The sequence below is a fragment of the Paenibacillus sp. OSY-SE genome (genome assembly GCF_000283315.1).
Lineage (GTDB): Bacteria > Bacillota > Bacilli > Paenibacillales > Paenibacillaceae > Paenibacillus_B > Paenibacillus_B profundus.
The window spans coordinates 1-23,980 of sequence record NZ_ALKF01000153.1; the positions used below are offsets into that span (position 1 = coordinate 1).

Annotated in this window: 24 protein-coding genes; 10 read left to right on the top strand and 14 right to left on the bottom strand. The window is 45.2% G+C overall.

The features are described from left to right. Nucleotides 1–354 precede the first annotated feature (354 nt). Nucleotides 355–798 carry a carboxymuconolactone decarboxylase family protein gene (locus A372_RS0105515; protein ID WP_019419828.1) on the bottom strand — a complete coding sequence of 148 codons (444 nt, stop codon included), beginning with the start codon at nt 796–798 and terminating at the stop codon, nt 355–357. Between the two features lie 532 nt (nt 799–1,330). On the opposite strand from A372_RS0105515, the gene A372_RS0105520 reads away from it, so the two are divergent. Together A372_RS0105520 and map are read left to right on the top strand one after the other, a co-directional pair. Next, entirely contained in the window at nt 1,331–1,843 is a 513-nt protein-coding gene (locus A372_RS0105520; protein WP_019419829.1) for a hypothetical protein, read from the top strand. 19 nt (nt 1,844–1,862) lie between these two features. Then, the gene (gene map, locus A372_RS0105525) at nt 1,863–2,609 is read left to right on the top strand and encodes a type I methionyl aminopeptidase (protein ID WP_019419830.1); all 747 of its coding nucleotides are present in this window, start codon (nt 1,863–1,865) and stop codon (nt 2,607–2,609) included. On the opposite strand, the gene A372_RS0105530 is transcribed toward map, so the two are convergent. The 6 genes from A372_RS0105530 to A372_RS0105555 form a co-directional block, all read right to left on the bottom strand. Beyond that, nucleotides 2,596–3,495, bottom strand: a complete 900-nt coding sequence (locus tag A372_RS0105530) for an RNA polymerase sigma-70 factor (protein WP_019419831.1) — start codon at nt 3,493–3,495, stop codon at nt 2,596–2,598. The two genes, map and A372_RS0105530, sit on opposite strands and share 14 nt — an antisense overlap. 32 nt (nt 3,496–3,527) lie before the next feature. Next, nucleotides 3,528–4,313 (bottom strand): LamB/YcsF family protein, encoded by a 786-nt coding sequence (locus A372_RS0105535; RefSeq protein ID WP_019419832.1) that lies wholly within the window; start codon nt 4,311–4,313, stop codon nt 3,528–3,530. Further along, nucleotides 4,314–5,333: a biotin-dependent carboxyltransferase family protein gene (locus tag A372_RS0105540; protein WP_019419833.1), complete on the bottom strand. Its 1,020-nt coding sequence runs from the start codon at nt 5,331–5,333 to the stop codon at nt 4,314–4,316. It lies immediately after the preceding gene. Continuing rightward, nucleotides 5,330–6,100 (bottom strand): 5-oxoprolinase subunit PxpB, encoded by a 771-nt coding sequence (gene pxpB / locus A372_RS0105545; protein WP_019419834.1) that lies wholly within the window; start codon nt 6,098–6,100, stop codon nt 5,330–5,332. Before pxpB ends, A372_RS0105540 begins: the two co-directional genes overlap by 4 nt. A gap of 222 nt (nt 6,101–6,322) precedes the next feature. Next, nucleotides 6,323–6,592, bottom strand: a complete 270-nt coding sequence (locus A372_RS0105550; RefSeq protein WP_311295019.1) for a HesB/YadR/YfhF family protein — start codon at nt 6,590–6,592, stop codon at nt 6,323–6,325. A gap of 100 nt (nt 6,593–6,692) precedes the next feature. Further along, nucleotides 6,693–7,049, bottom strand: a complete 357-nt coding sequence (locus tag A372_RS0105555; RefSeq protein ID WP_019419836.1) for a HesB/IscA family protein — start codon at nt 7,047–7,049, stop codon at nt 6,693–6,695. Nucleotides 7,050–7,297: 248 nt separating this feature from the next. Between A372_RS0105555 and trhO the strand changes: the two genes are divergently transcribed. Both trhO and A372_RS0105565 read left to right on the top strand, forming a co-directional pair. After that, nucleotides 7,298–8,182, top strand: a complete 885-nt coding sequence (gene trhO / locus A372_RS0105560; protein ID WP_019419837.1) for an oxygen-dependent tRNA uridine(34) hydroxylase TrhO — start codon at nt 7,298–7,300, stop codon at nt 8,180–8,182. A gap of 45 nt (nt 8,183–8,227) precedes the next feature. Further along, on the top strand, nt 8,228–8,869 hold the full coding sequence (locus A372_RS0105565; protein WP_019419838.1) for a helix-turn-helix transcriptional regulator: 642 nt from the start codon (nt 8,228–8,230) through the stop codon (nt 8,867–8,869). 170 nt (nt 8,870–9,039) lie between these two features. Here A372_RS0105565 and A372_RS33330 read toward each other — a convergent pair whose 3' ends face one another. Both A372_RS33330 and A372_RS0105575 read right to left on the bottom strand, forming a co-directional pair. Then, entirely contained in the window at nt 9,040–9,504 is a 465-nt protein-coding gene (locus tag A372_RS33330) for a hypothetical protein (RefSeq protein ID WP_019419839.1), read from the bottom strand. 36 nt (nt 9,505–9,540) lie between these two features. Then, nucleotides 9,541–11,574, bottom strand: a complete 2,034-nt coding sequence (locus A372_RS0105575; RefSeq protein WP_019419840.1) for a serine hydrolase — start codon at nt 11,572–11,574, stop codon at nt 9,541–9,543. A gap of 174 nt (nt 11,575–11,748) precedes the next feature. Between A372_RS0105575 and A372_RS0105580 the strand changes: the two genes are divergently transcribed. Both A372_RS0105580 and A372_RS0105585 read left to right on the top strand, forming a co-directional pair. Continuing rightward, entirely contained in the window at nt 11,749–12,465 is a 717-nt protein-coding gene (locus tag A372_RS0105580) for a response regulator transcription factor (RefSeq protein WP_019419841.1), read from the top strand. Continuing rightward, nucleotides 12,455–13,855 (top strand): HAMP domain-containing sensor histidine kinase, encoded by a 1,401-nt coding sequence (locus tag A372_RS0105585; protein WP_019419842.1) that lies wholly within the window; start codon nt 12,455–12,457, stop codon nt 13,853–13,855. Before A372_RS0105580 ends, A372_RS0105585 begins: the two co-directional genes overlap by 11 nt. 75 nt (nt 13,856–13,930) lie before the next feature. Here the strand turns inward: A372_RS0105585 and A372_RS0105590 are convergent, their stop codons facing one another. After that, entirely contained in the window at nt 13,931–16,177 is a 2,247-nt protein-coding gene (locus A372_RS0105590) for a hypothetical protein (RefSeq protein WP_019419843.1), read from the bottom strand. 321 nt (nt 16,178–16,498) lie between these two features. Here A372_RS0105590 and A372_RS0105595 point away from each other — a divergent pair, with 321 nt between their 5' ends. Continuing rightward, the gene (locus A372_RS0105595) at nt 16,499–17,500 is read left to right on the top strand and encodes a MerR family transcriptional regulator (RefSeq protein WP_019419844.1); all 1,002 of its coding nucleotides are present in this window, start codon (nt 16,499–16,501) and stop codon (nt 17,498–17,500) included. Nucleotides 17,501–17,674: 174 nt separating this feature from the next. On the opposite strand, the gene A372_RS38435 is transcribed toward A372_RS0105595, so the two are convergent. Together A372_RS38435 and A372_RS38440 are read right to left on the bottom strand one after the other, a co-directional pair. Beyond that, a complete protein-coding gene (locus tag A372_RS38435; RefSeq protein ID WP_019419845.1) occupies nt 17,675–18,028 on the bottom strand; it encodes an alpha/beta hydrolase in 354 nt (117 codons plus the stop codon). Continuing rightward, complete coding sequence (locus A372_RS38440; RefSeq protein ID WP_237728492.1) at nt 18,029–18,427, bottom strand: alpha/beta hydrolase; 399 nt, start codon at nt 18,425–18,427, stop codon at nt 18,029–18,031. Nucleotides 18,428–18,590: 163 nt separating this feature from the next. Here A372_RS38440 and A372_RS0105610 point away from each other — a divergent pair, with 163 nt between their 5' ends. After that, entirely contained in the window at nt 18,591–19,634 is a 1,044-nt protein-coding gene (locus A372_RS0105610) for a MerR family transcriptional regulator (RefSeq protein WP_443146829.1), read from the top strand. 26 nt (nt 19,635–19,660) lie between these two features. Here A372_RS0105610 and A372_RS0105615 read toward each other — a convergent pair whose 3' ends face one another. After that, complete coding sequence (locus tag A372_RS0105615; RefSeq protein WP_019419848.1) at nt 19,661–21,088, bottom strand: alpha/beta hydrolase family protein; 1,428 nt, start codon at nt 21,086–21,088, stop codon at nt 19,661–19,663. 178 nt (nt 21,089–21,266) lie between these two features. Here A372_RS0105615 and A372_RS38445 point away from each other — a divergent pair, with 178 nt between their 5' ends. Continuing rightward, nucleotides 21,267–21,497 carry a MerR family DNA-binding transcriptional regulator gene (locus A372_RS38445; protein WP_019419849.1) on the top strand — a complete coding sequence of 77 codons (231 nt, stop codon included), beginning with the start codon at nt 21,267–21,269 and terminating at the stop codon, nt 21,495–21,497. A gap of 312 nt (nt 21,498–21,809) precedes the next feature. On the opposite strand, the gene A372_RS0105625 is transcribed toward A372_RS38445, so the two are convergent. Further along, nucleotides 21,810–23,264, bottom strand: a complete 1,455-nt coding sequence (locus A372_RS0105625) for an alpha/beta hydrolase family protein (protein ID WP_019419850.1) — start codon at nt 23,262–23,264, stop codon at nt 21,810–21,812. Nucleotides 23,265–23,652: 388 nt separating this feature from the next. Here A372_RS0105625 and A372_RS0105630 point away from each other — a divergent pair, with 388 nt between their 5' ends. Next, nucleotides 23,653–23,922: a hypothetical protein gene (locus A372_RS0105630; protein ID WP_157259448.1), complete on the top strand. Its 270-nt coding sequence runs from the start codon at nt 23,653–23,655 to the stop codon at nt 23,920–23,922. The last annotated feature ends 58 nt before the right edge of the window (nt 23,923–23,980 follow it).

The following is a 23,980-nucleotide window of genomic DNA, read 5'->3' on the forward strand; positions in this document are numbered from 1 at the left end:
TGCTGCGAAAGTTGAGTTTTTATCTTTAGTCATTATAACACTTTTGTTGAACATCGCGTGCATACTCATTGATGTTCCGTGGAGAAACCCGCTCCAAATCATGAAAGCACGATAATTGCGATATCGCGCTTAACCATACCACAGTAGTTGTCATATTCCAATCTTCTACGTCGCCATTCGTTATCAAGGTTACCTCATTTGAATATTTTTTTAAGCCGTGAGAGCAGCCTCGATTCCGGTGGGTCCACTCCCGATAATTGCCATTTTAACATTCATCAATAGTCTATTTCCTCCCATTCGCGCAAATTTTTATATCGTTCCCCGAGGGGACCTGCCTTCAAGAACACCGTTATTCTATTCACAGGCAGGCATTTTTCTTGACGAGATGGCAATTCGGTTCCATGCATTGATGGTAGCGATAGCCATAATGATTTCTGCGGTTTCCTTTTCATCGAAATAACGGCGCGCCTCCTTGTATACCTCATCAGGCACATGACCTTCGGTCACTAAGGTGACTGCTTCCGTCAAAGCCAGCACGGCCCGCTCTTCCGGAGTGAAGAAGGGCGTTTCACGCCATGCGTTAAGCGCATAAATGCGCTGCTCCGTTTCGCCCAGCTTACGCGCGTCCTTCGTATGCATGTCGATGCAAAATGCACAGCCATTGATTTGGGAAGCGCGGATTTTGATTAGTTCCTTCATTCGCTTATCGATGCCGGCAGACATTTGGGCCTTCTCTAGTTCGATCATGCCCGCATAGCCTTTAGGATTTACCTCTTCCATTTTAAATCTCGTGTCCATGTACAATTCCTCCTTGGATATTGGCATTGAATAAAGCAAGAGATGACTTCTCATCGCTTACCTTTCACCTATTTGACAAAATGAGTGCTGAATTTGTGACATCAACCCGGATCAACAAAATCATATTTTGTGCAATAGCGTGATCGATTGACGATAATTCGCTTCATTAGCCACTTTGCTCCATCCTCCCCTTCCTTCAGGAGTGAGCGGCGTGCCCAAGACGATGCTGGTTAACTGTATTGTAATCCGCCGCGTCATGCCATGATTTGCGTAACCGCATGCGCCTTATGCTCGCGATTTTCTTTCCTGACGGTAAGGGAGAATGGATATATGGACCACTGCACTGCATGGAAAACCGACAATTGGTTCGTATGACAAAGAAAATCTGCCATTCTGAATAAAGGGGAGAATGAGGCAAGAGACGAAACCGGCATACCTTTATTGAAGTTTGACTTCATGATCACGTTCTGTTATAAATGGATTAACCACATCAATCCATTGAAAAAGATGAAATCGTGAGGAGATGCTAGTATTGAGTCCCGTCCTATCTCGTCCGAATTTTTTTCTCAGCGTACTCAATCAGATGAAAGAGCATGACAACCAGATGGAGACAGGCAGTCTGGAACAAGAGCTGCAAAGTCTATTGCTGCTGCTGGCGAAGTCCGTCCAAGCCAAACAGGCATTAACTGCCGATTCCGTGCAGCGAATCAATGACGCTTTTCAACATTATCATGCTATCCGTCTAAAATTAAGCATTGCCACGCCTGCAAATATTCCTGTGCCTGCATCAAGCTGCCTTTCTGACAAGGTCAGTGCTCCTTCGTTGCTGCTTCATACCGAGTTCGTAGACCCTCCGAATCAGTTGAAGCGAATCTATATGGAAGCCATCCTAAGTCTGCTTGAGGCTATGGAGAAAGAGCAACTGGAGCTGCAGCGTTGCATCCAGTGTCATAGCTGGTTCATTCCCTATCAGCGGGCTAAAGTAAATAAGTTTTGTAGCGCGAAATGCCGCAATCGTTACAACTACCTGCAAAAAAGAATTTGATGAAGCTGGAGGAAACACGATGATGATCTTGAAATCCGATCAAGAGATTGGAATCATGAGGGAAGCAGGCCGTATCGTAGCTGAGTGCCATGCGTTAATTGCAGACACGATTAAGCCCGGCATAACGACACTTGCCATCGATCAAATGGTAGAAAAGCATATTCGCGCAAGAGGAGCGGTGCCCAGCTTCAAAGGACATCACGGCTTCACAGCCTCCATCTGCGTGGCGAAGAACGATGTTATTTGTCATGGATTTCCAGATGATGCGCCATTGCAGGATGGGGACGTCGTTACCCTTGATGTCGGGGCGTTCTTCAACGGTTACCATGGAGATTCCGGCTGGACCTATGCGGTCGGTACCGTCTCCACGGAAATCGCTCAGCTTATGGATGCCTGTCATCAAAGCTTGCTGCTTGGCATTGATCAGGCTGTCGTCGGAAACCATATTGGAGATATCGGATTTGCGATCGACACGTTTGCGACGCGCCACGGGTACGGCAATGTCAGAGAATTTACGGGCCATGGGCTCGGCAAGGATCTGTGGGAAGAGCCGCCTGTTCCCCACTATGGCAGACAAGGGATGGGGCCCCGATTAAAAAATGGCTTGGTGCTCGCCATCGAACCGATGTTCACGCTTGGAGACTGGCGCGCCTATGTCGAAAGTGATGGCTGGACGGCACGAACGATTGACCACTCGATTTGTGTCCAATATGAACATACCGTTGCCATTACCGACAATGGGCCTGAAATTCTTACAAAGCTTTAAGAGGTTGAATGCGTTCGAGCTTGTTAGGATTCGATATGAAAAAGATGCGTACGAGACGCTTCTGCTCTCCCGGCTCTCCCGGCTTCGCGCCCCAGCCAAAGCATATCGCGAGAACCGGACTGCCATTTCTGACAAGCACCATTCCTCTCTGGCCGTTAACTTCGACAGGGAGGAGCTCCCCTTCGAAATACCCTCTCGGCACAATTCCGTTCAATAGCGCCATTATTCGCTGCCTGCCTATGATCGGACGTAATGCGCAGCGAACTTTGCCGCCGCCATCCATAATGAGCAGGGCGTCATCGGTGACCATGCGAATTACGTCAGCGAAATCGCCTGTTTTGGATGCAAGTATGAAGGCTTGGACGAGCGCTTCTTCTTTTTCCGTATGGGGAGAAGCCGCAGGCAGCTCTTGACGCAGCTTCTTGTTGACGCGGCTGTAAATTTTACGGCAATTCTCTTCTGACTTATCCAATATCCGGGCGATTTCACTGTAACTATAAGCAAGCGTTTCCCTTAAAATGAACACGGCCCTTTCCACGGCGTTCAATTGTTCGAGCAGAACGAGAACCGCGTACGAAATGGATTCATCCTTCACCGCCAGCTCCATCGGATCCTGTTCTGTCAGATTGATCAGAGGCTCAGGCAGCCACGGACCAACATACACTTCCCTCCGTTTACGGGCCGATGTCATGAAGCTGATGCAACGATTGGTTACCGCTTTAGTTAAGTATGCTTTCATATTGCGGACATGTACCATGTCGAGCTGCTGCACCTCGATGAACAGATCCTGCACGATATCTTCCGCGTCGGCCAAGGAACCGAGCATGCGGTACGCAATCGCAGTGAGCATCGTCAGATTGTTCTCGTAGACTGTTTCCCATTCCATGGCATTCTCTCCGATCTGTATATCTAATGATATCATTGGAAATTCCCGTCAGGTTTACGATCGCGCACAGCTTGAAGCTGGATTCCCTCAGATAGAAGCATGTCCCGGATTCGAGCGGCAAAGTGCAGCGCATGTGTTCCATCTCCGTGTATGCATATGGTCTCTGCCGTAAGCTTAATCTCCATATTCTCTCGCGAACGGACGGTGCCCTCTTTCACCATCTGGATAATCTGGGCGGCAGCCTGCGAGGGGTCGCTGATTAGCGCATCTGGCTCGCTTCTCGGGGTGAGGCTTCCATCTCGGCAGTAGGTCCGATCAGCGAACACTTCGCTGGCCGTCTTCAGCCCTGTTCGGGTTCCGGCACGAATTATTTCGCTGCCCGAGAGACCATACAAGACCAGCTCGGGATTCACCTTATAGACGGCTTCGGCAATCGCTTGAGCCAGCTTGTCATTCTGAGCCGCCATGTTATATAGAGCTCCGTGCGGCTTGACGTGCTGCATTCTGCCGCCTTCGGCTCGAACGAACCCCTCTAAGGCGCCGATCTGATACACGGTCATGTCATACGCTTCTTGTGGCGTAATATTCATGTTACGTCGGCCGAAGCCCGCCAGATCCGGCAGTCCGGGATGAGCACCGATAGCCACTTGCTTCTCCAGAGCCATATTTACCGTTTTTCTCATGGTCTGCGGATCACCCGCATGAAAACCGCAAGCAATGTTAATAGACGTCACCTTATCAAGAATCGCCTCATCGTTTCCCAACGTATAGGCGCCAAAGCTCTCCCCCATATCACAGTTCAGATCGACGGTATACATTCAAACGCCCCTTTCTTTCGTGAGATAAAGCCCGATCGCTTTTTCCGTCAGAGCAAATGACTGCTCTGCATCCATATACAGCTCTTCCGCTTGTTCCAACGATATTTCGGCCAAGCGTATGCTTTCCCCAGGCTTCACTTGGGCCAGCACAGGAAGATCGACACTCGCCACTTGCGCGATTTTCGGATAGCCTCCTATCGTCTGGCGGTCCGCCATTAATATGATCGGGTTCCCTTCCGGTGGGACTTGCACCGTTCCGAACGACACCGCTTCGGAGATCGGTTCAAAAGGTTGCATCAATCGGATAGACGGTCCCTCTAAGCGATACCCCATCCGGTCCGATTGAGGTGTGACATAGAATGGCCAACTGACAAAAGCCGCCTTGCTCTCTTCGGTAAAATGCCTGAAGTCACGGCCTTGAATAAAGCGGATCACCGGCTCTTGCGCATACGCAGGGCGGGACGGGAAACCGATAAACCAAGGCGCAGCCGCAAAAGGCTTTGACTCTAGCGCTGCCAGACCATGCCTCGTATATTTCGCCGCACAGTCGGAAACAGCACCACAGCGGAGCACATCCCCGGTCTTCAGCGCTCTTCCTTCGAGCCCTCCGAGCCCCGCACGCAAATAGGTGCTGCGGCTTTGCAGCACCAGCGGCACATCGATTCCTCCCGCAACGGCTAGATAAGCGCGAGCCCCCCATATGCAGGGACCGAATTCGAGCACCTCTCCCGCTCTGATGAGGACCGGTCTCCATAACGGAACCTTCTGCCCGCCGATACTCGGCGAAAGATTGCCTCCGCATATGGCGATAAGCGCTTCAGCATCAAAGCGGATGGACGGTCCTCGCAGCGTAATTTCCAAAGCCGCGTCCTCCTGGTCATTGCCCACCAGCACATTCGCTGCGCGAAGGGCGAACGAATCCATTGCTCCGCTGACAATGACCCCCTGCTGCTGATACCCGAACCTTCCTTGATCTTGAATCGTAGTTAGAAGTCCTGATTTTATAATATACAGACTCATATGTCATCCTCTTTCCACGCGGCATATTGTTCGGGGGCGATCGGCCGGAAGCGGACGATGTCACCCATTTGCAGCAAGCTCGGCGCAGCATGATCGGGACGGAACAGCTTCAATGGGGTTCTTCCGATCAACTGCCACCCCCCGGGCGTGGCAATCGGATAGACTCCGGTCTGCTTGCCTCCTATTCCGACTGAACCCGGGTCAATGGTTGGTCTCGGAGAGCTGCGTCTAGGGACAGCAATCCGTTCCGGCATGCCGCCGAGATAAGGAAAGCCCGGCGCGAATCCGATCATATACACCAAGTAGTCCTGACTCGCGTGAATCTTAATGACTTCCTCCGCACTCAGCCCGGTGTGCACCGCAACATCATGTAAATCAGGCCCAAACTCACCTCCGTAGCACACCGGTATTTCCACGATTCTGGAACTGCCTGCTTCCACTGATTCCAGACCCATCACCATCCTGCTGACGATCCTCTTGATGATCTCAAAAGGGGATCGGTCGCCCTTGCCACCACTGCGAGACCATTGGTCACCCGTGACCGGATCCCGCAATTTCAGCGGCTCGTAGAACACGGTGACCGTCGTATACGCTGGCACAACTTCCACGATGCCCGGAACAGGGTTCCGCTCCATTTGCGAACACAAGGCGCGTATTTTGCCATGGGTGTCCGGGTGGATACTGCCGCCCCAATCAACGACAATCGCACGATCTCCGAGCGGCAGCACGAGAACATCACTCTCATCCGTTTCATATAAGCCCGACATATGTCTCCCCCTTGCTATTGAGTCAGCGGTCTTGTTGTCTGTCTTCTTGATCATGCCACTATATTCTCCTTCATTTCAAGTCCCCGCTGCGCGACCGGTACATCTATACGTCAATCCCAATCTCTTGAAAAGAAGCTCTTGAAGCCCTGCAAAAAATAGTCGCCCTGAAATGCGACAGCGGCAGAAATAGTCTCATTTCTGCCGCTGTCTTGCTTTTGAACTTTAGCCACGGGCAAACACAATATCACCGTGGAGACAATCGATCGTTAAATTACGGCCGTCCAAATACCATGCATCATTTTCTTCCATAAAGAATGTAATTCCGTCACCGACATACGTGTTCACGGGATACTGCGGTTCATCTTTCGTGATGCCAAAAGCGAAAGCATCTTCTCCCCCGCCGCTATATCGGACATAAATACGGATAAAGTCACCCTTGCGGTATTCCCAGTCTCTTTGGAAGCAAGCTACTGCGGCATTCGTTACCATCATGTTCAAGGTCTATCCCTCCATATTAAAAAATAAGCGTAATAGATAGCCGAGACATCGGGCTAATGACAAAGCTCATATGAAACCTTCCTTTCCTCGACGATCAGTCGCATTTTTTGGCTTTCCCCCGATAGGCAGCCGTTCGAAAGCTGGCTCCGCAACCGCATGTGAATTTAGCATTGGGGTTGTCTATCGTGAAGCCACCCGTCATTCCGGTTTCCATATAATCAATATGTACACCTTCAAAGTACTCCTCACTGGCATTGCCAATGACAACCTCAAATCCTTTCCATTCTATTACTCGGTCGTCTTCTTGCCGTGAATCGTCAAAGAGGATGCTATAGGATAAACCGCTGCAACCCCCATCGCTAACTCCTAGACGCAGAAAATACGGTTCAGCGCCAATGTCCTTTAGCATTCCAGTAATTTTATCCGCTGCAGCATCGCTAATTTGAATCATGGCTGCTCACTCCCCTATTTCGATTCCGATTCGTTTCTTTGAACCGGATCACGTGTATGAAACTTCCAATAACTTTTATAACAAAATACTTTAAATATATTTATATATAGTATAGTGTTATGTATACTAATAATGAGGACTGAACTCCCACTTGTCAACCTGCCATGTTGTGTTACAATACTTTTTATAGATAAAATTTTACTTTGTCTGATGTTTTCCATAAAATATAATGAACCAGGTGGAATGTAATGAACCAAGAATCTGTATACTCAGTGCTTCTATTTTATAAATACGTAAACATTCCCGATGCCGAGCAATTTGCGCAGGAGCATTTGGACTATTGCAAGAATCTTGGCATCAAAGGCCGGATTTTGATTGCCGATGAAGGAATCAACGGAACGCTGTCCGGTACCGTTGAACAAACAGAGCAATACATGCATGATTTGCGTCAGAACCCTCTCTTTGCCGATATCGTGTTTAAAATAGACGAAGCAGATGGACACACCTTCAAAAAAATGTTTGTGCGTTACAAAAAAGAGCTGGTTACCTTTCGTGTTGATGATGAGGAGCTTGATCCCAATATCCTGAGCGGTAAAAAGCTTAATCCCAAACAATTTTATGAACATCTTCAGCGTGACGACGTTATCGTGCTGGATGGCCGGACCGGTTACGAATATGATATCGGCCATTTCCGCAATTCCATTCGACCGGATGTGGAGAGCTTTCGGGAATTCCCGGAATGGATTCGGGAGTATATGAGCGAACATAAAGACAAGCCTATTCTGACCTACTGTACAGGAGGAATCCGCTGTGAGAAATTGAGCGGCTTTTTGCTGAAGGAAGGATTTCAAGAAGTATACCAATTGGATGGCGGCATCGTATCTTACGGAAAAGATCCTGACATAAAAGGAAGACTTTTCGATGGCAAATGCTACGTATTTGATGAACGGATATCTGTACCGATTAACCATACGGATGAAGATATCGTCGTGGGACGTTGCCATCATTGCAGAAAACCTACTGATCGATACATTAATTGTGCAAATGATGCTTGCCATCAGCAGCATATTTGTTGTGAAGAATGCGATAGCATTTATAATGGTTATTGCTCTGAGCAATGTGCCCCGCTGTAAAGGCAGCCTGCTAAATGAAGTTAATAACAAGGCGGTGAACTGCATTTGCAACCACAAGACGATATGTCGACCCGGGAGACGATTTTATATCTGTTAAAAACGAATGATGAGCTTAGCGCCAAAGAACTTACGGAACGGCTCAACATTACTTCCATGGCGGTCCGCCGCCATATCGACGCTCTAGAACGCGATGGTTTTATTGATTCGAGAACTGTACGGCAACCAATGGGGAGACCGTCTGCCATGTACCATCTAACAGAGCGTGCTAGTATACTATTTCCAAATAAGTATCACGCCGTAGCCCTCGATCTCCTTCATGAATTGGTGCAGGAATCGGGAGAAAATATGGTAGAGCGATTGTTTGAACGCCGCAAAGATGCATTATACAAAAAGCATGCTGAATCAATGGAAGATAAAAGCTTTCAAGAGAAAATAGCTTTACTTGCTAATATTCAAAACGAAAATGGCTATATGGTGGAGTTGAAAAAAAACAGCGATGACGAGTTCGTTTTTACGGAGCATAATTGTCCGATCTCCCAAATTGCCAACAAGTATAACCATGCCTGCACATGTGAACTGAAGTTATTTGAGTCTTTGTTGGACGCGGATATTTCTCGTCCGGAGTGCTTGTCAAAAGGGGATAGAAAATGCGTGTATACGATTCGGAGACGCAACCGCCAATCCTAAATTAGGGCTTAACAAAGTTGTACGTCGGATCATCCCGATCGAGATAATAAACGTTTTCCAAAATGTACAAACCATCGTCTATCCCGCATCTGGCATTCTATATATTTATTGCTAGAAGCTGCAATTGACCGTATATGGTTCAATTTGCAGCTTCTTTGTATGCAATATAATCATTCAGAACTTTCGCAGGTACTAAGCGATGTCGCTGGACTTCGTGAATGAGCAGCCGAGCTCCAGGGCGGCTTTGTTCGTTTAGGCAGATAATATACTCTCTGCAGCTTATAATATATTCCCTTAGCGACAATATAAAATGTATTGTTGAATGCAACATGTTCAAGACAAAACGCAATGCCTTCATTATATCCACGCGAGAGTTGGGAAATCGATTTACGCTCTTCCTCTGTTGCCAATCGAATCGTATCTATTTTAAACAATGATACGGGACATGAAATAAAGGATACTTCGATGAATTCGATTTCGATATCATGGTAATAACAAAAATTGAAATCGAAACTTCCCGCTAAGACAAGTTTCCAGCCGCTATCGAATTGATAAATATAAAAATCGTTAATGTTGGTTTTTATCATTTCCGCTTGGAGCATCAATAATTTTTCTCTGCATCGGGTCTCCAACACTCATTCCCCCCCTATCATGTTGCGACTCAGACTGCTTTAAGAAGAAACGCTCCATTTACTCGCTAAATAAATGAGTGCCGCAGCTTCCTGACGTGTCATCATCTTCTTTGAGCGATAATCCACTGCTCCATCAGGAGAAATGGAAACCTCTGGTCCGTAATATTGCTTGCCTGCAATGAACTTCACCGCGCTTTCTGCCCATGGATCTGTATCACCGGCAATGGCGCCTTCTGACGGCTTGGCGCCAAAGCCCGACATCACTCTCGACATGATCGCGGCCGCCTCTTGCCGGACAATTGGCCGATTCGGTTCGAACAACCGCTCGCTTGTTCCCTTGATAAAGTTATATTCCAAGGCCGTTTGGATTTTTCCGGCTTCTGGCATATCGTGAATATCTTCGAATATTAATGGAGCTTTTGACGCAGGGATGCCTGTCCAGTTTATCAGCTGCACCACAAATTCCGCACGCGTTAGCGGTTCGTTCGGACCGAATGTTCCATCCGGCTTGCTCCCAACAATGCCGAGCTGATGCAAGCCTTCAATGTATTCCGCGTAAGGATGATTGTCGGGGACATCTTGAAACCGCTCGGGCTGAGGGAGCTTTTCTACCCAACTTACCCGATTCGTTTTGGAAAACATATATCCGATCGTGCCATCCGGGTTTTCTTTAAAAGCGACCTGGCTTCCATTCTCGTCTTCGAACAGAAGGGGATCCACCTGCCGAACGACTTGCTTGCCTGTAAGATTTTCGAGCTCCAGCCTTCCGTCTGCAGCGGCATGTATACGGGTAAGCACGTAGCTCACTCGCAGATCGCGATACACGCCTTCAAAGCGTCTCAGCTGTTCTTTTGTTGGAGTCAGGTATTTTTTTGGCGCTGGTTCTGGCTTGGGATAGTAACGGTCCATAAAGGCTTTGAATATTTTTTCCTGCAGCTTCCCCGATTTATTGTAAACGATAAACGCGCCTACATTTTGTTCCGGCAACAGCCACATCCAGGAGGAAAAACCACCCGGAGCCGCCCCACTTTTGCCAATGACATTCTGTCCGTTATAGTAATCCTGATAAGCGTATTCGAATCCGTAAGCCATATTTGGCACTTTGGGGTGAATTCCCATGTGCACTTTACTCATTTCTTTGACCGTTTCTTCCTTCAAGATCCGGTTGCCATCCAACTTCCCCTGATTCAAGAAGGCAATCATGAACTTGGCCATGTCACTGCCCGTAGTCAGCATGCCTCCATGAGGCATATCGTTCGGAGCAAAATGGTAGATTGGAGAGGTTTTGTTATGTTCATTATAGCCGGCAGCCAATTTCTCGCGAAGCTCGGGCGTCATCAAAAAGCCGCTGTTATTCATTCCTAACGGTTTAAATATGTTCTCGTTTACGTATTGGTTAAATGGCAAGCCCGACATGTTCTGAACGATATATCCCTGCAGCATAGAGGCAATATTATCGTATTTGAACACATCACCTGGTTTTCGAATAACGGTAGGCATCCATTCTTTCACATACTCCTTAAGCGGATACACTTTGGACAAGTCATATGAAATGGAGTCGCCCTGTGGAGGGTCAACGATATCAAATCCCGTCGTATGTGTTAATAAATGCTCCACTGTAACGGGGAAGTCCGTATTATTTTTGATCTTGATATCCCCCATATACTCCTGAACATCATGATTCACATCAATTTCACCTTGCTCTACAAGCTGCATGACGGCGGTTGCAGTAAAGACTTTGGAAACCGATGCAATGCGGAACACCGTCTTTTCCGGGTCAGCCGGCGTTTTCTTGTCTACATCCGCATAACCGTATCCTTTCTGCAACAGCACCTTTCCATCTTTGACCACCACAAAGACGGCTCCTGGAATCCCCATGTCTTTAACGTCCTGCCGTTCAAAAAACTCGTCGGCAAACGCCTCGACCTCCTTAGAGCTTACAGGACCCAACGACTTGTTCGCGTATGAACCCGCTTCTGCCGAAGAGGCATAAACCGAAGGCACGGCTGATGAGACCATTAACAGACTGGCAAGTATGATCACTGCCTTTTTTCGTATACGAGAATGAATCATGATCATTTCCCCTCCGTTACCATATGTTATTCTTGAGTCAGATAACGTTATTGTACAGAGCGAATCTGTCCCCTCACTTTCACTTTTCTTACATTAATCTTACATTCATTCTTACATAGAGGAGATTGCTGGACTAGCTTGAATTACATAATGACAGATAAGGAGGGACAACTCATGGGCAAAACGATCCTCATCGCTGATGATGAACCGGAAATTGTAGCATTGCTAAGACTATTTTTAGAAGTAGAAGGATATTCAGTGGTCGAAGCGAGCAATGGTAAAGAGGCTTTAGCGTATATACAAAACATTAGCATCGATCTGGCTGTCATAGATATCATGATGCCTGAGCTCGACGGTTATCAATTGATAAAGTTAATTCGAAAAGAATATAAGCTGCCCATTATCATTTTATCTGCCAAAAATCAGGAAACGGATAAAATTCTAGGTCTCGGTATCGGAGCAGATGATTTTATATCTAAACCGTTTAGTTCCATGGAGGTGCTCGCCCGCGTACAGGCTCAGCTGCGAAGAACCTACGAGTTCAATGAGGCAGATCCCGTTGCACTCGATTCACAGACATGTGTAGGCGACATGGCACTCGACCACCATTCGTGTATGTTGTATAAGCGAGGACAGCCAATCTCGCTTAGTTCCATAGAATATAAGCTGTTAAAGCTTTTCATGGATGCTCCCGGACGCATCTACACTAAGAAACAGATTTTTGAGAAGGCATGGTCGGATCAATATTTTGCTGATGACAACACCATTATGGTTCAAATCAGCAGACTTCGGGACAAAATTGAGGATCAACCGAGAAATCCTATGTATATCAAAACGATTCGTGGACTGGGATACCGATTCGCGAAAAAGGATGAACTCGATGAGAACTAAAAAAAAGTTATCGAGCACCCTCATCAAAAATTATGTTTTCTTTTCTTTTACTGTAGGAATCATCGTATTCATACTACTGGTCGTAGCTAATTATCGTCTGATTCACGAGTTTGGAGGTACTGCATTTTCGAAATTAAAAGCAAGTGAGGTTGTACGCCAAAATTATGTTGAAATGCCTTCCGAAGGGATTGAATTGCTGAAAGGATGGGTAGAAATTCTCGATGATCATCTACAAATTGTTTATATCAAAGGAAAAAAACTAGATCATTCCTCTTCCTATTCGGAAAAGGAATTAAACCGCTTATTTTACGATCAAGAAGAGCGCTTATATCATGCTACCCTAGCACCCTTTGAGACGGAAGACGGTCGAACATTCTACTGTCTTGTTAAAATCCCCAAAGAATATGTTTCGCGCAACTTTACGATAACAAGCGGTTCTGAAGGCCATAATGAAATTTTTTGGAAGTTAATGATGCAGTCGTTCATTCTCTTTCTCATTTTATATGGCATCAATGTGTATATCTACAGCCGATGGACAGCAGCCAAAATAACCAACCCGCTGCGTTACATTGCGGAGGGCATCAAACATGTATCCAACGGTCATTATTACAAAAGGCTTGATTTTAGAGCAAACTATGAATTACAACAAATCCAGAAACATTTCAACGCTATGGCTGAAAAGCTTGAAAAAACGGAAAGAGAGAAGAAGCAATTGGAGGAAAGTAAGCAGCGCATGCTGGTCGATATCTCCCATGATCTGAAAACGCCAATCACCACGATCCAAGGCTACGTTGAAGCATTGCAGAGGGGACTTATCCAGGATGAAGCGAAGAAACAAAGCACGCTCGATCTCATTTACACGAAAGCGAAACTAGTTACGGCATTAATTGAAGATGTATTCGAACTGTCCAAGCTTGAAAGCCCTGATTACCCATTTTCAACAGAGTTATTAGATATCGCAGAATTTATCCGTGAAATTGCGGTGGAATTTTATGTTCCATTCGAGGAGAAACAGTTCAACTTTCAGTTTGATATTCCCGCACATGAAATAACGGTTCCTTTTAACTATAAACTGTTATATCGTGCTGTTTCCAACATCCTGTCCAACGCTTTAACCTATAATTCACAGGGAACTGAAGTTCTCCTAAAGTTGCTCGATGACCCCAAACATGTCCATATTCATATCATCGACGATGGAATTGGGATTTCTGATACCTACAAAGAAAAAGTATTTGATGCTTTTGTTAGAGGAGATCAGTCAAGAAAAAGCGACGGGGGTACAGGTCTTGGATTGACCATCTCTAAAAATATCATTGAGAAACATGGCGGTCAGATTCGTTTAGACACAAGCCAAGGAAACACCATGTTCCAGATTACGTTGCCTAAGTGATTCAAAACTGAAAGGCTGCTGACATGTTGCATAAGCCAGCAGCCTTTTTTTGTTGTTGCATGTACATGTTACATGCTATTTTCTGATTCCGATGTTGTTGATTAAGACGGTGCCTTTCTCTGTTTTGTCGAATTCAAACCCTACCGTCCGTACTTGCTGTGGATTAAAGCGAGGGTTAACCTGTTTAAAGTCATTGAACTGAAAACTAAAGTTTTGAAATACAGGTTCTTTCGTTTGCCCGAAATTTGCAAATGGCCTTTTTAGCAATTTCCCTTCTATGCTAGGTATTAATTTTGAAATATGACTTAGCGGAAGACTTGCTTGGTTGCCGTTCTTGTCTTCGACTTTTACAGTTAAATCGATCAAACCTTCTTCATACGACATGTTTTTTCTCTCACTATAATCCGCCATCGAGAATACAACTGAACTATTGTCTCCGACATCCAAGCCTTCATCAGGCATGACGACAGAATAGGAAGCAGCCTTGGATTGTTTGCTGCGATCCCATCCTAAACGAACGGCGCTGTGCTGATCCTCTCCAAATTTCATTTTAACCTTTTCTTCCTTCCATTCCTGCAAATTATCTCCAATGAGCCTGCCTCCGGGAATCGTCGTGCTCTGTAAATCAATATCCTCATTGAATGAAGCGATTAAAGTGGTCTGTGAATCATCATAGTTGCTGATATACATCGTATCGGGAAGCCATTCCTTGGCGTAACCAATATCTTTGAACACTTCTGTGTACTCATGCTTATTCTTCAGCGTCGCATCCAGAAAGGAAGTAATGAATACCTTTGCTATCGTTTCTTGCTCGTCTCGGGCCATAAGCTGCTTCAGGTTAAACAGTTGATTCGCCGTTCCTAAGCCGTCGCCTCTGCTCCACACGCGATTGAACTGGCCGTGATTGGCCCCATAGATATATACGGAAGCTTTCATGAAGTCTTCCTTATCGGTAAAGCTTATCCGATTATATTGGCTCGAACCGCGGAAGGTATTGACATCCATATCCTGAGCTCCATGTAAAGCTAAATAATTCACATTTTGAAGAGGCATCAGTTTTCCGGAAGGGCGATATTGTTGGTCTGTGCCTGCAATCGATATAAGGGAACGGATATGAAAGTTATAATCAAATTTGATATTTCCATTATCCGGGTGCGTGCTTAGTTTATTAAAAGCAGCTGCAATCGTAATCGCTTCTGCACCTCTGGAATGACCGATAAGCGCAATTTGGCCCATATCTACTTTATGATAGAACGGGTTGCTACTGCTGCTATTCCATTCCTTCCAAGCCTTAATATGCTCGAGCATTAATAGCCCTCTTGCCGGATTTTCCTTCTCTAAAGCACTGACCACGAACATATCATCGTAGGGAGATACATTTAAAAAGTTCTCATCGATGGAAACAAAGATATAGCCGCGACTAGCAAGAAGTTCACCTAGATAATCGTAGCCTGGATCAGAATAATCTGTCATCATATGATTCCCATGCGCGATAATCACCAATGGAAATGGACCTTCTCCTTCTGGATACCAGACCAATCCGTTCACAGGCATCGCATCTGGCCCAAAGCCTACAGTCTTCGTTCTCAAGGAGGACCATTTCTCCACGTAAGCTGACCCATCCACCGTTTTCGTCGTGAGAGAATCGCTTCGATTGAACTCTTTGCGATAGCTGTTTTCACTGCCGTACGTTAACGTTTTGACTGGATAAGGACCTTCCTCCGCGGGGTTGTTAAGAACATGATTTGTGTAACGCGCTGATGTTTTCAACTCTTGCAAAGTCACTCCACGGATTCCCTCATCGCCATCATTGACAACCCAGTACCCGCCTATCCCGATAGCCGCAGTTGTCGTAACGGATAATACGATAGCTGTCAGCTTCTTCGATCGTTTCGCATGCTTGTAGCTGCCCGTCACAAGCTTATACAGGATAGCGCCCCATAGGGAGAGAACAGCGATGACCAAGAGGACAAAGATGCTCGAAACTTCCATCGGCCCCATAAAACAAATGAATAATAAGATAAAGGAACTGAAGAACAACCAGAGATAACGGCTTGGAATTTGCTTAATCCCATGTACGATGATCGCAAGCAATCCGCTTATGATCAAGACAACGACGATGGATATAACCGTACCTACAGCGAATTCAATAAATCCACGCGCCCCCAATAAATAGTTCGCTTGCATGATGACAAGAATCAAGGTTGCTGCAGCTAAGACGAAGGATGCTCCCTTCCATCCCGCAGATAAGGGTTTTATATGTTTACGATTCACTTTTAATTTGCGGATGATATGATTGGCTCTCTCTTTGATCGTCTCCATTTCCGAATCCTCCTGTTGACATGTATAGTTAACTTCCCAACTAAAGTTCATGTTACAGGATTTCTCTTTCTCTTCACTTTCATTATTCTTTCATTAATCTTACAAATTACGGCTGCTTGACACACCTTAAAGAGGCATTTCATCTTGTCCTGTTACCCATACGAGAGTTGATCAATAGCGAATACTCTCGCTTGCCCTATAGCGAACATCCGATCCCCACCCAACAGAAAAAAATAAAACAATACGCTGCCTTGATAAAAACAGTATGATTGATTCTCCAGCTACAGGAGGTGGTATAATTCGAACAGGAGGTGTAATGCTTTGCATTCAAAGAGCAAGATTGACAACAAGATACAGCATGTTTCTAATTCCACAACACAAGACGGAACCTATTCGATTGGGGAAGCAGCTAAAATGATCGGATCCACCGTAAAAACCGTCCGTTACTACGATGAAATCGGATTAGTAAAGCCCACAAGCTATACCGAGGGAGGGCATCGATTATACACGACGGAAGATATATGGCGCTTAGAGCTGATTACAACCCTGCGTTATCTAGATTTTGGAATTGATGAAATAAGCAAGATGATATCTGGAGAAATACCGGTTGCCAAAGCGCTCGACTGGCAGATCGAATCCTTAGAGACACAGGTTAGTACGCTTATGAATATGATATCGATTTTGCGTCAAGCGAAGGAACACGAAGGGGATTCGTTGCGTTATATCTATGATCTGGTAAACACACGGGTAATAAATCCCGAAAAACGAAATCAATTCATAACTGAAAAAGTGGAAGCATCCAAATTTTTAGATGGCATTTCTGAAGAATGGAGAGGTTCACTTTTTTATTTCTTTAACAAATATATTATCAATCAAGTAAAAGTATCGGCTAAACAAACCGTCGCTTGGAATGAATTGCAGGAGCTCGTAAACGATTCTCAGTTTTTATCGGATCTTAGGCACGATGAGTTTCTTTTTTTTAACATGGTGCATCAGCCTCGATTCGATGCTGCCACCTGGGTCAAGAAGCTTGAGGACATCCATATCCGACTAGATACTGCATTGAAGCAGAAATGTTCTGCCGATAGTCCTTTCGTACAGACCATTGTCGAGGATACTGCCATGCTGTATGCGAACTCAGATCAGTCTATCAACAAAGAAGAGTTTTTTCGCTACTTTGCCGAATATGCACAAAATCCCAGAACAGAACGGATCGAACGTTTCAATACGCTATGTTCCATCTTAAGCCCTAAATTCCGCTCATTTTCTAAAGGAAACACCTTGCTGCTTCAAGGAATACAGTGGAAGCTCGAACATATGTAAACAACATTACCGAACAGCCGAGGGCTAGCCGCCCTCAACTATTCGTATATAAATTCAGAAATTCGGTCTCAACCTCTCTGCAGTGTGAACTCCGGATGGTCACCGATATTCTGTTCCAATAAATGAAACGGCTGTTGCTTTAAATAGTGGTCAAAGAAATCAAGCCAGTATTCGTTAATAAGCCGATGTGCACTTCGCAGACTTACCCCTTCCGCCTTTTCGAACAGAGGCGATATCCTTATCGGTCATATTCTCTGTACCTGTTAGCGTGTCATCGGCACTCATCATCAGCAATGGCTTTTTCACACCATCTGCCGGAATCCGGAGCTGGCCAAATAATCCGCCGTCCAAATTGATCGCTGCTTTAATTCTGGAATCTGTCATCAGCATTTGAACGCTTGTTGCTCCACCAAAGGAATGACCAAACATGCCAACGTTCTCCATATCCATTCGGCCTGTAAAACGATGGTCTGGATCATTGCCCGCAAGCGCCTCGATTTGATCCAGCACAAACGTAGCGTCTTCCACTCATACTTCGTTTAATTTATCTAAATGTTCGACCGTCGTTTCCTGGGGGATAAAGTTTGCAACACGGCCATCAGAGAACACCGATGCAATGCTAGTGTAAGTATGATCGATACCTGCAACAATATAACCATGACTTGCTAATTGTTCGATCTGAAAGATGTTATGACTTTTATGTCCACCCATTCCATGTGAGAAAAGGAGCACCGGATAAGTGGATTCCTTATCGGACAGCTCGGCATTTTCAATCGCATTCGTTTTGACGAATTCCAAGTTTGTAAATAACATTTTAGGTGCACCAAGGCTTTTGCTGTATGCAGTTGCAAAAGCATCCGGATTGGAAACATAGGGTGCTGTCTTTCCCTTTGCAGTTGAGCTAGCCGGATACCAAATCTGTACCATCAATTCACGCTTATCGCCGGGTTCGGGAGTATTGAAATCAGAATCGAGCACTCGAGCATGATGAAATAAAATAACCCAATCTTAGAATGGGCTATTGATACAGAGGAAGCTCTAACATCTTGAATCTCCAGTTACAGGAGATATTACAATACGTACCGAAGGGGTGAATGGTTTGCATTCAAGAAGCGACACGGATTTGCAGAATCAAAATGTTTCTGATTCTATAGCTCAAGTGGGGACCTATTCGATTGGGGAAGTGGCCAAAATGATTGGATCCACAATCAAAACCGTCCGTTACTACGATGAAATCGGATTAGTAAAGCCCACTAGCTATACAGAGGGGGGGCATCGATTATATACGACGGAAGATATATGGCGTTTAGAGCTGACTACAACCTTGCGCTACCTGGATTTTGGAATTGATGAAATAAGCCTGATCATCTCCGGAGAAATACCAATTGATAAAGCACTCGACTGGCAGATCGAATCGTTGGAGACGCAGGTTAGCGCGCTCACGAATACGATATCGATTTTGCGTCAAGCGAAGAAACACCAAGGGGATTCATTGCGCCATATCTATGATCTGGTAAACACACGGACCATAAATAGTGAAGAGCGATATCAATTTGTCAATGAAAAAGTGGAAGTATCCAAACTTTTAGATGGGATTCCTGCAGAATGGAGAGACTCACTATTATATTTTTTCAACAAATATATTATCAATCAAGTGAAAGTATCCGCTAAACAAACAGCTGCTTGGAATGAACTGCAGGAGCTCATAAACGATCCCCAGTTTATAGAGGATCTGAGAAATATCGAATTTCTGTTCTTTAATATCGTTCATCAGCCTCGATTTAATGCTGCCACATGGATCAGGAAGCTCGAAGATAATCAAAATCGATTGAATAAGGCATTGAAGAAAAAATGTTCTGCCGACAGTCCGTATGTACAGGCCATAGTCGAGGATTCGGCCATGTTGTATGCGAATTCAGAGCAATCGGCCAATAAAGAAGAGTTCTTCCGCTACATTGCCGAATATTTTCAGAGAACCAAAACCAAACGTCTCGAACGGTGCAATACGTTATGTTCCATTATAAGCCCGCAATATCACCTGCTTTCGAAAGGAGGCCTCTTATTGTATCAAGGAATTCAATGGAAGCTGAAACATATGCAAGGTCAATCATACGAACGAACAGTTGAGGGCTAAGCGCCCTCGGGCTGTTCATTTTACAATCAACTTTTTTGCAGCGTAAACTCTGGATGGTCGCCAATATTTTGCTCCAATAGCTTAAATGGCTGTTGCCTTAAATAATGATCGAAGAAATCCTGCGAGTAATCGTTAATGAGGCGGTGAACCTTTCGTATATCGACTCCTTCCATCTGTTCATATAACGGTGAAAACAGATATAAATCGGAGAAGCCCATATGCTTCATATCATTCATTTTCATCCAATAATTGCCGCCAACTGCTACATGCTCATACCGTGCTAGCGCGTCCTCCATCATCTTGATTAGCTCCTTATCTCGCATATGCTGGGCGCTATTTAGAGAGTCATCAGCGCTCATCATTAGAAACGGCTTCTCCAGACCACTTGCCGGAATCCGGAGCTTGCCATATAGGACGCCATCCATATTAAGGGCTGCTTTGATTCTGGAATCCGTTATTAGCATCTGGGTGCTTGTTGCTCCACCGAAGGAATGGCCAAACATCCCCACATTCTGCATATCCATTCGCCCCGTAAAACGTTGGTCCGGATCATTCTTGGCCAGCTTCTCCACTTGATTCAGCACAAACGTAGCGTCTTCCACCCATCCTTCATTTGCTTTATCTAAATAGGCGATTGACTCCGTTTCTTGCGGCACATAATTGGCCACACGGCCATCAGAAAAAACGGAAGCCGTGCTGCTGTAAGTGTGATCTATACCTACCACGATATATCCATGACTGACTAATTGTTCGATCTGAAAGGTGTTCTGATTTTTATGTCCACTAAATCCATGTGAGAAAAGGAGCACCGGATAGGCGGGTTCCTGATTGGATATCTCCGCGTTCTCAATGGCATGCGTTTTGACATAACCAAAAGTTGTAAACAAAAACTTCGGCATCCCCAGAATCGTGCTATACCCCTTGGCAAAAATATACGAGTCGGAAAGATATGGAACCGGCTTGCCTTTGGCTTTCGAATCTGCGGGATACCAGATTTGTACCATTAGCTCTCGTTTGTCGCCAGGCTCCGGTGTGAGGGTCTCTTCCCGCTGCTCATCCTTCCAATCGAATGTGACGGTGCCGATTTTGTACGGGCCTGTCGGCTTCTCGAAGGTGAATACCGGAAGTATGAGCGGCAGAGCTACGGCTACGAATGAATATATTACCGCCAGCGCTGTCACCGTAACAAGCTTTGCACGAGATGCTTTTTTCGCTATCCGCTCCTCAGGCTTAGACATCAATCTGCCAGCTGCAATAGCTAACGGAACTACTGTCATCGCATAAGCCGGAATCATCTGCCAGCGCATTCCTTCGATGACCCCATGCATCAGCATAATTATGGCGGAAATGCCGAAACCAATAAGCAGACCGCGCTGCGACTTGTTCCGGGCAAATATTAACCAACCAATCAGCAAAATATTGAAGACAACAAACAACATCTCAAAAGACCTCATAAGAATAAATCCTCCTCGTTTACTGTTCTAGCTGCTTTCTAATTCAAACGATACAATCTCCTGTAGGTGGACATTCAAGCCTTATTTTTAAATTCATTCGTTGTGCGCCCGCACTGTAAAATCGTGTTGAATCTCACCTAGCAGGAGATAGTAAAATACGTATCGGAGGTGTATCGATTTGCACACAAAGAGCATCAAGGATATGCATGATGCTTCTGATTCTCCAACACAAGCTGGAATCTATTCGATTGGGGAAGCCGCTAAAATGATCGGATCTACCGTAAAAACCGTCCGCTACTATGACGAGATTGGACTACTTAAGCCAACGAACTATACGGAAGGAGGGCATCGATTATATACGACGGAAGATATAGGAACACGAAGGGGATTCGTTGCGTTATATCTATAATCTGGTATACACACGGGTTATAAATCCTGAAAAACGAAATCAATTCATAACTGAAAAAGTGGAAAAATCCAAATTTTTAGATGGCATTTCTGAAGAATGGAGAGGTTCACTTTTTTATTTCTTTAACAAACGGATCGAACGTTTCAATACGCTATGTTCCATTTTAAGCCCCAAATTTCGCTTATTTTCTAAAGGAAACACTATACTGCTACAAGGAATACAGTGGAAGCTCGAACATATGTAAACAGCAATACCGAACAGCCGAGGGCTAGCCGCCCTCAACTATTCGTTTACAGGTTCAGAAATTCATTCTCAACCTCTCTGCAGTGTGAACTCCGGATGGTCACCGATATTCTGTTCCAATTGTTTAAACGGCTGTTGCTTCAAATAGTGGTCAAAGAAATCCAGCGAATAATCGTTAATAAGCCGATGTACGCTTCGTACATCCACCCCTTCCATCCTTTCGAACACAGGTGAAATCAGATACATGTCGGAGAAGCCCATATGTTTCATATGTTTAATTTTCATCCAATAATTACCGCCCGCTGTTACAGACTCTTGCCGTGCAAAAGTGTCACTAAAAAACTTGGTTAACTCCTCTCTTGTCGTACCCTGGGAAGCGATATTCTCATCGCTCATATTCTCTGTACCCGTTAGCGTGTCATCTGCGCTCATCAGCAGAAATGGCTTCTTCAGTCCGTCTGCCGGAATCCGGAGTTTGCCATATAGTCCACCGTCCATATTGATCGCTGCTTTAATTCTGGAATCTGTCATCAGCATTTGAGCGGTTGTTGCTCCACCGAAGGAATGACCGAACATGCCAATGTGCTCCAGATCCATTCGACCTGTAAAACGATGGTCTGGATCGTTCTTGGCAAGCTTCTCGACTTGATCGAGCACAAACGTAGCGTCTTCCACCCATTTTTCGTTTAATTTATCTAAATAGTCGATCGTATTACTTTCTTGGGGAACAAAATGTACAACACGGCCATCAGGGAAAACCGATGTAGTGCTATGGTAAGTATGATCAATCCCTACAACAATATAACCATGACTTGCTAATTGTTCGACCTCAAATGTGTTTTGATTTTTAACCCCGTTTAATCCATGCGAAAATAGGAGCACCGGATAGGTGGATTCCTTATCGGATAGCTCTGCTTCTTCAATAGCATGAGTTTTGACGAAGCCGATGCTTGTAAATAACAGTTTAGGCATATTCAAGGCTTTGCTGTATCCATTTGCAAAAATATCAGGGTGAGAAACATAGGGTGCTGTCTTTCCCTTTGTGGTTGAACTAGCCGGATACCAAATCTGTACCATCAATTCACGCTTATCGCCGGGTTCGGAAGTATTTGTCTCCTCTCGTCGATCATCTTTCCAATCATAGGACACGGTTCCTATTTTGTATGGGCCTGTCGGCTGCTCAAATGTGAATACCGGAAACAGGAGAGGCAGAGCCACGGCTATGAAAGAATAAAGCACTGCCAATATCGTAATAAGAATGACCCGTATTCGGGATGCCTTCTTTTTCACTTCCTTCGATTTGAACATGTACCTGTAAGCAAAGATAACGATTGGGATTAACGTCATCACATAGACCGGAATCATCTGCCAACGCATGCCTTCGATGAGCCCGTGAATCAGCACTACTATGGCGGAAATGCCGAAACCAACGAGCAGCCCTCGCTGCGACTTATTCCGAGCAAATATGAACCAACCGAGCAATAGGATATTAAAAATGGTAGACAACATTTCAAAAGACCTCATAAGAATAAATCCTCCTCGTTTACTGTTCTAGCTGCCCGCTAGCCAAAGTATACAACCTCCTGCGGCTGGACAATCAACACTTATTTTTCATGCCATTGTTAGAATCGAGCATGATGAAATAAAATAACCCATTCTCAGAATGGGTTATTGATACAGAGGAATCTCTATACGACGGAAGATATTTGGCGCTGAGAGCTCATTACTACTCTTCGTTATCTGGATTTTGGATTTGATGACATACGCAAAATGATGTCTGGAGAAATACAGGTTGCCAAGGCGCTTGACTTGCAGATCGAAGCTTTGGAAACGCAGGTTAGCACACTTACGAATATGATATCGATTTCCGTCAGGCGAAGGAACACGAATCCGCATCCGGGTAGAAACCGCTTTGAAACAGCAATTGTCTGTTGATAGTCCTATCGTACAAGCTATTGTTGAGGATTTTGTTATGATGTATGCGAACTCAGAGCAATCTAATGACAAATCAAAATTTTTCTGCGAATTCGCCCAATATGTGCTGAACTCCGTAACAGAACGTATCGAACGTTTCAATAAATTATGTTCTATCTTGAACCCAAAGTGGCGCTTAATACATAATGGTAACGCTTTGCTGCTGCAAGGAATGCAGTGGAAACTTGAACATTTGGATGAAGGGTAAACAAGCGCTAATGGCTCAATCTACAGCAAGACGAACCGTTGAGGGTTAGTCGCCTCAA

Bases quoted from the DNA above. Each gene is read 5' to 3' on its own strand.
- A372_RS0105625 (WP_019419850.1), bottom strand. From the start codon at position 23,264: ATGAGGTCTTTTGAAATGTTGTCTACCATTTTTAATATCCTATTGCTC.
- A372_RS0105530 (WP_019419831.1), bottom strand. From the start codon at position 3,495: ATGGAATGGGAAACAGTCTACGAGAACAATCTGACGATGCTCACTGCG.
- A372_RS0105580 (WP_019419841.1), top strand. From the start codon at position 11,749: ATGGGCAAAACGATCCTCATCGCTGATGATGAACCGGAAATTGTAGCA.
- map (WP_019419830.1), top strand. From the start codon at position 1,863: ATGATGATCTTGAAATCCGATCAAGAGATTGGAATCATGAGGGAAGCA.
- A372_RS38440 (WP_237728492.1), bottom strand. From the start codon at position 18,427: ATGGTACAGATTTGGTATCCGGCTAGCTCAACTGCAAAGGGAAAGACA.
- A372_RS0105615 (WP_019419848.1), bottom strand. From the start codon at position 21,088: ATGAGGTCTTTTGAGATGTTGTTTGTTGTCTTCAATATTTTGCTGATT.
- A372_RS0105550 (WP_311295019.1), bottom strand. From the start codon at position 6,592: ATGATGGTAACGAATGCCGCAGTAGCTTGCTTCCAAAGAGACTGGGAA.
- A372_RS0105540 (WP_019419833.1), bottom strand. From the start codon at position 5,333: ATGAGTCTGTATATTATAAAATCAGGACTTCTAACTACGATTCAAGAT.
- A372_RS0105515 (WP_019419828.1), bottom strand. From the start codon at position 798: ATGGACACGAGATTTAAAATGGAAGAGGTAAATCCTAAAGGCTATGCG.
- A372_RS0105590 (WP_019419843.1), bottom strand. From the start codon at position 16,177: ATGGAGACGATCAAAGAGAGAGCCAATCATATCATCCGCAAATTAAAA.
- A372_RS0105555 (WP_019419836.1), bottom strand. From the start codon at position 7,049: ATGATTCAAATTAGCGATGCTGCAGCGGATAAAATTACTGGAATGCTA.
- trhO (WP_019419837.1), top strand. From the start codon at position 7,298: ATGAACCAAGAATCTGTATACTCAGTGCTTCTATTTTATAAATACGTA.
- pxpB (WP_019419834.1), bottom strand. From the start codon at position 6,100: ATGTCGGGCTTATATGAAACGGATGAGAGTGATGTTCTCGTGCTGCCG.
- A372_RS0105535 (WP_019419832.1), bottom strand. From the start codon at position 4,313: ATGTATACCGTCGATCTGAACTGTGATATGGGGGAGAGCTTTGGCGCC.
- A372_RS0105575 (WP_019419840.1), bottom strand. From the start codon at position 11,574: ATGATTCATTCTCGTATACGAAAAAAGGCAGTGATCATACTTGCCAGT.
- A372_RS0105585 (WP_019419842.1), top strand. From the start codon at position 12,455: ATGAGAACTAAAAAAAAGTTATCGAGCACCCTCATCAAAAATTATGTT.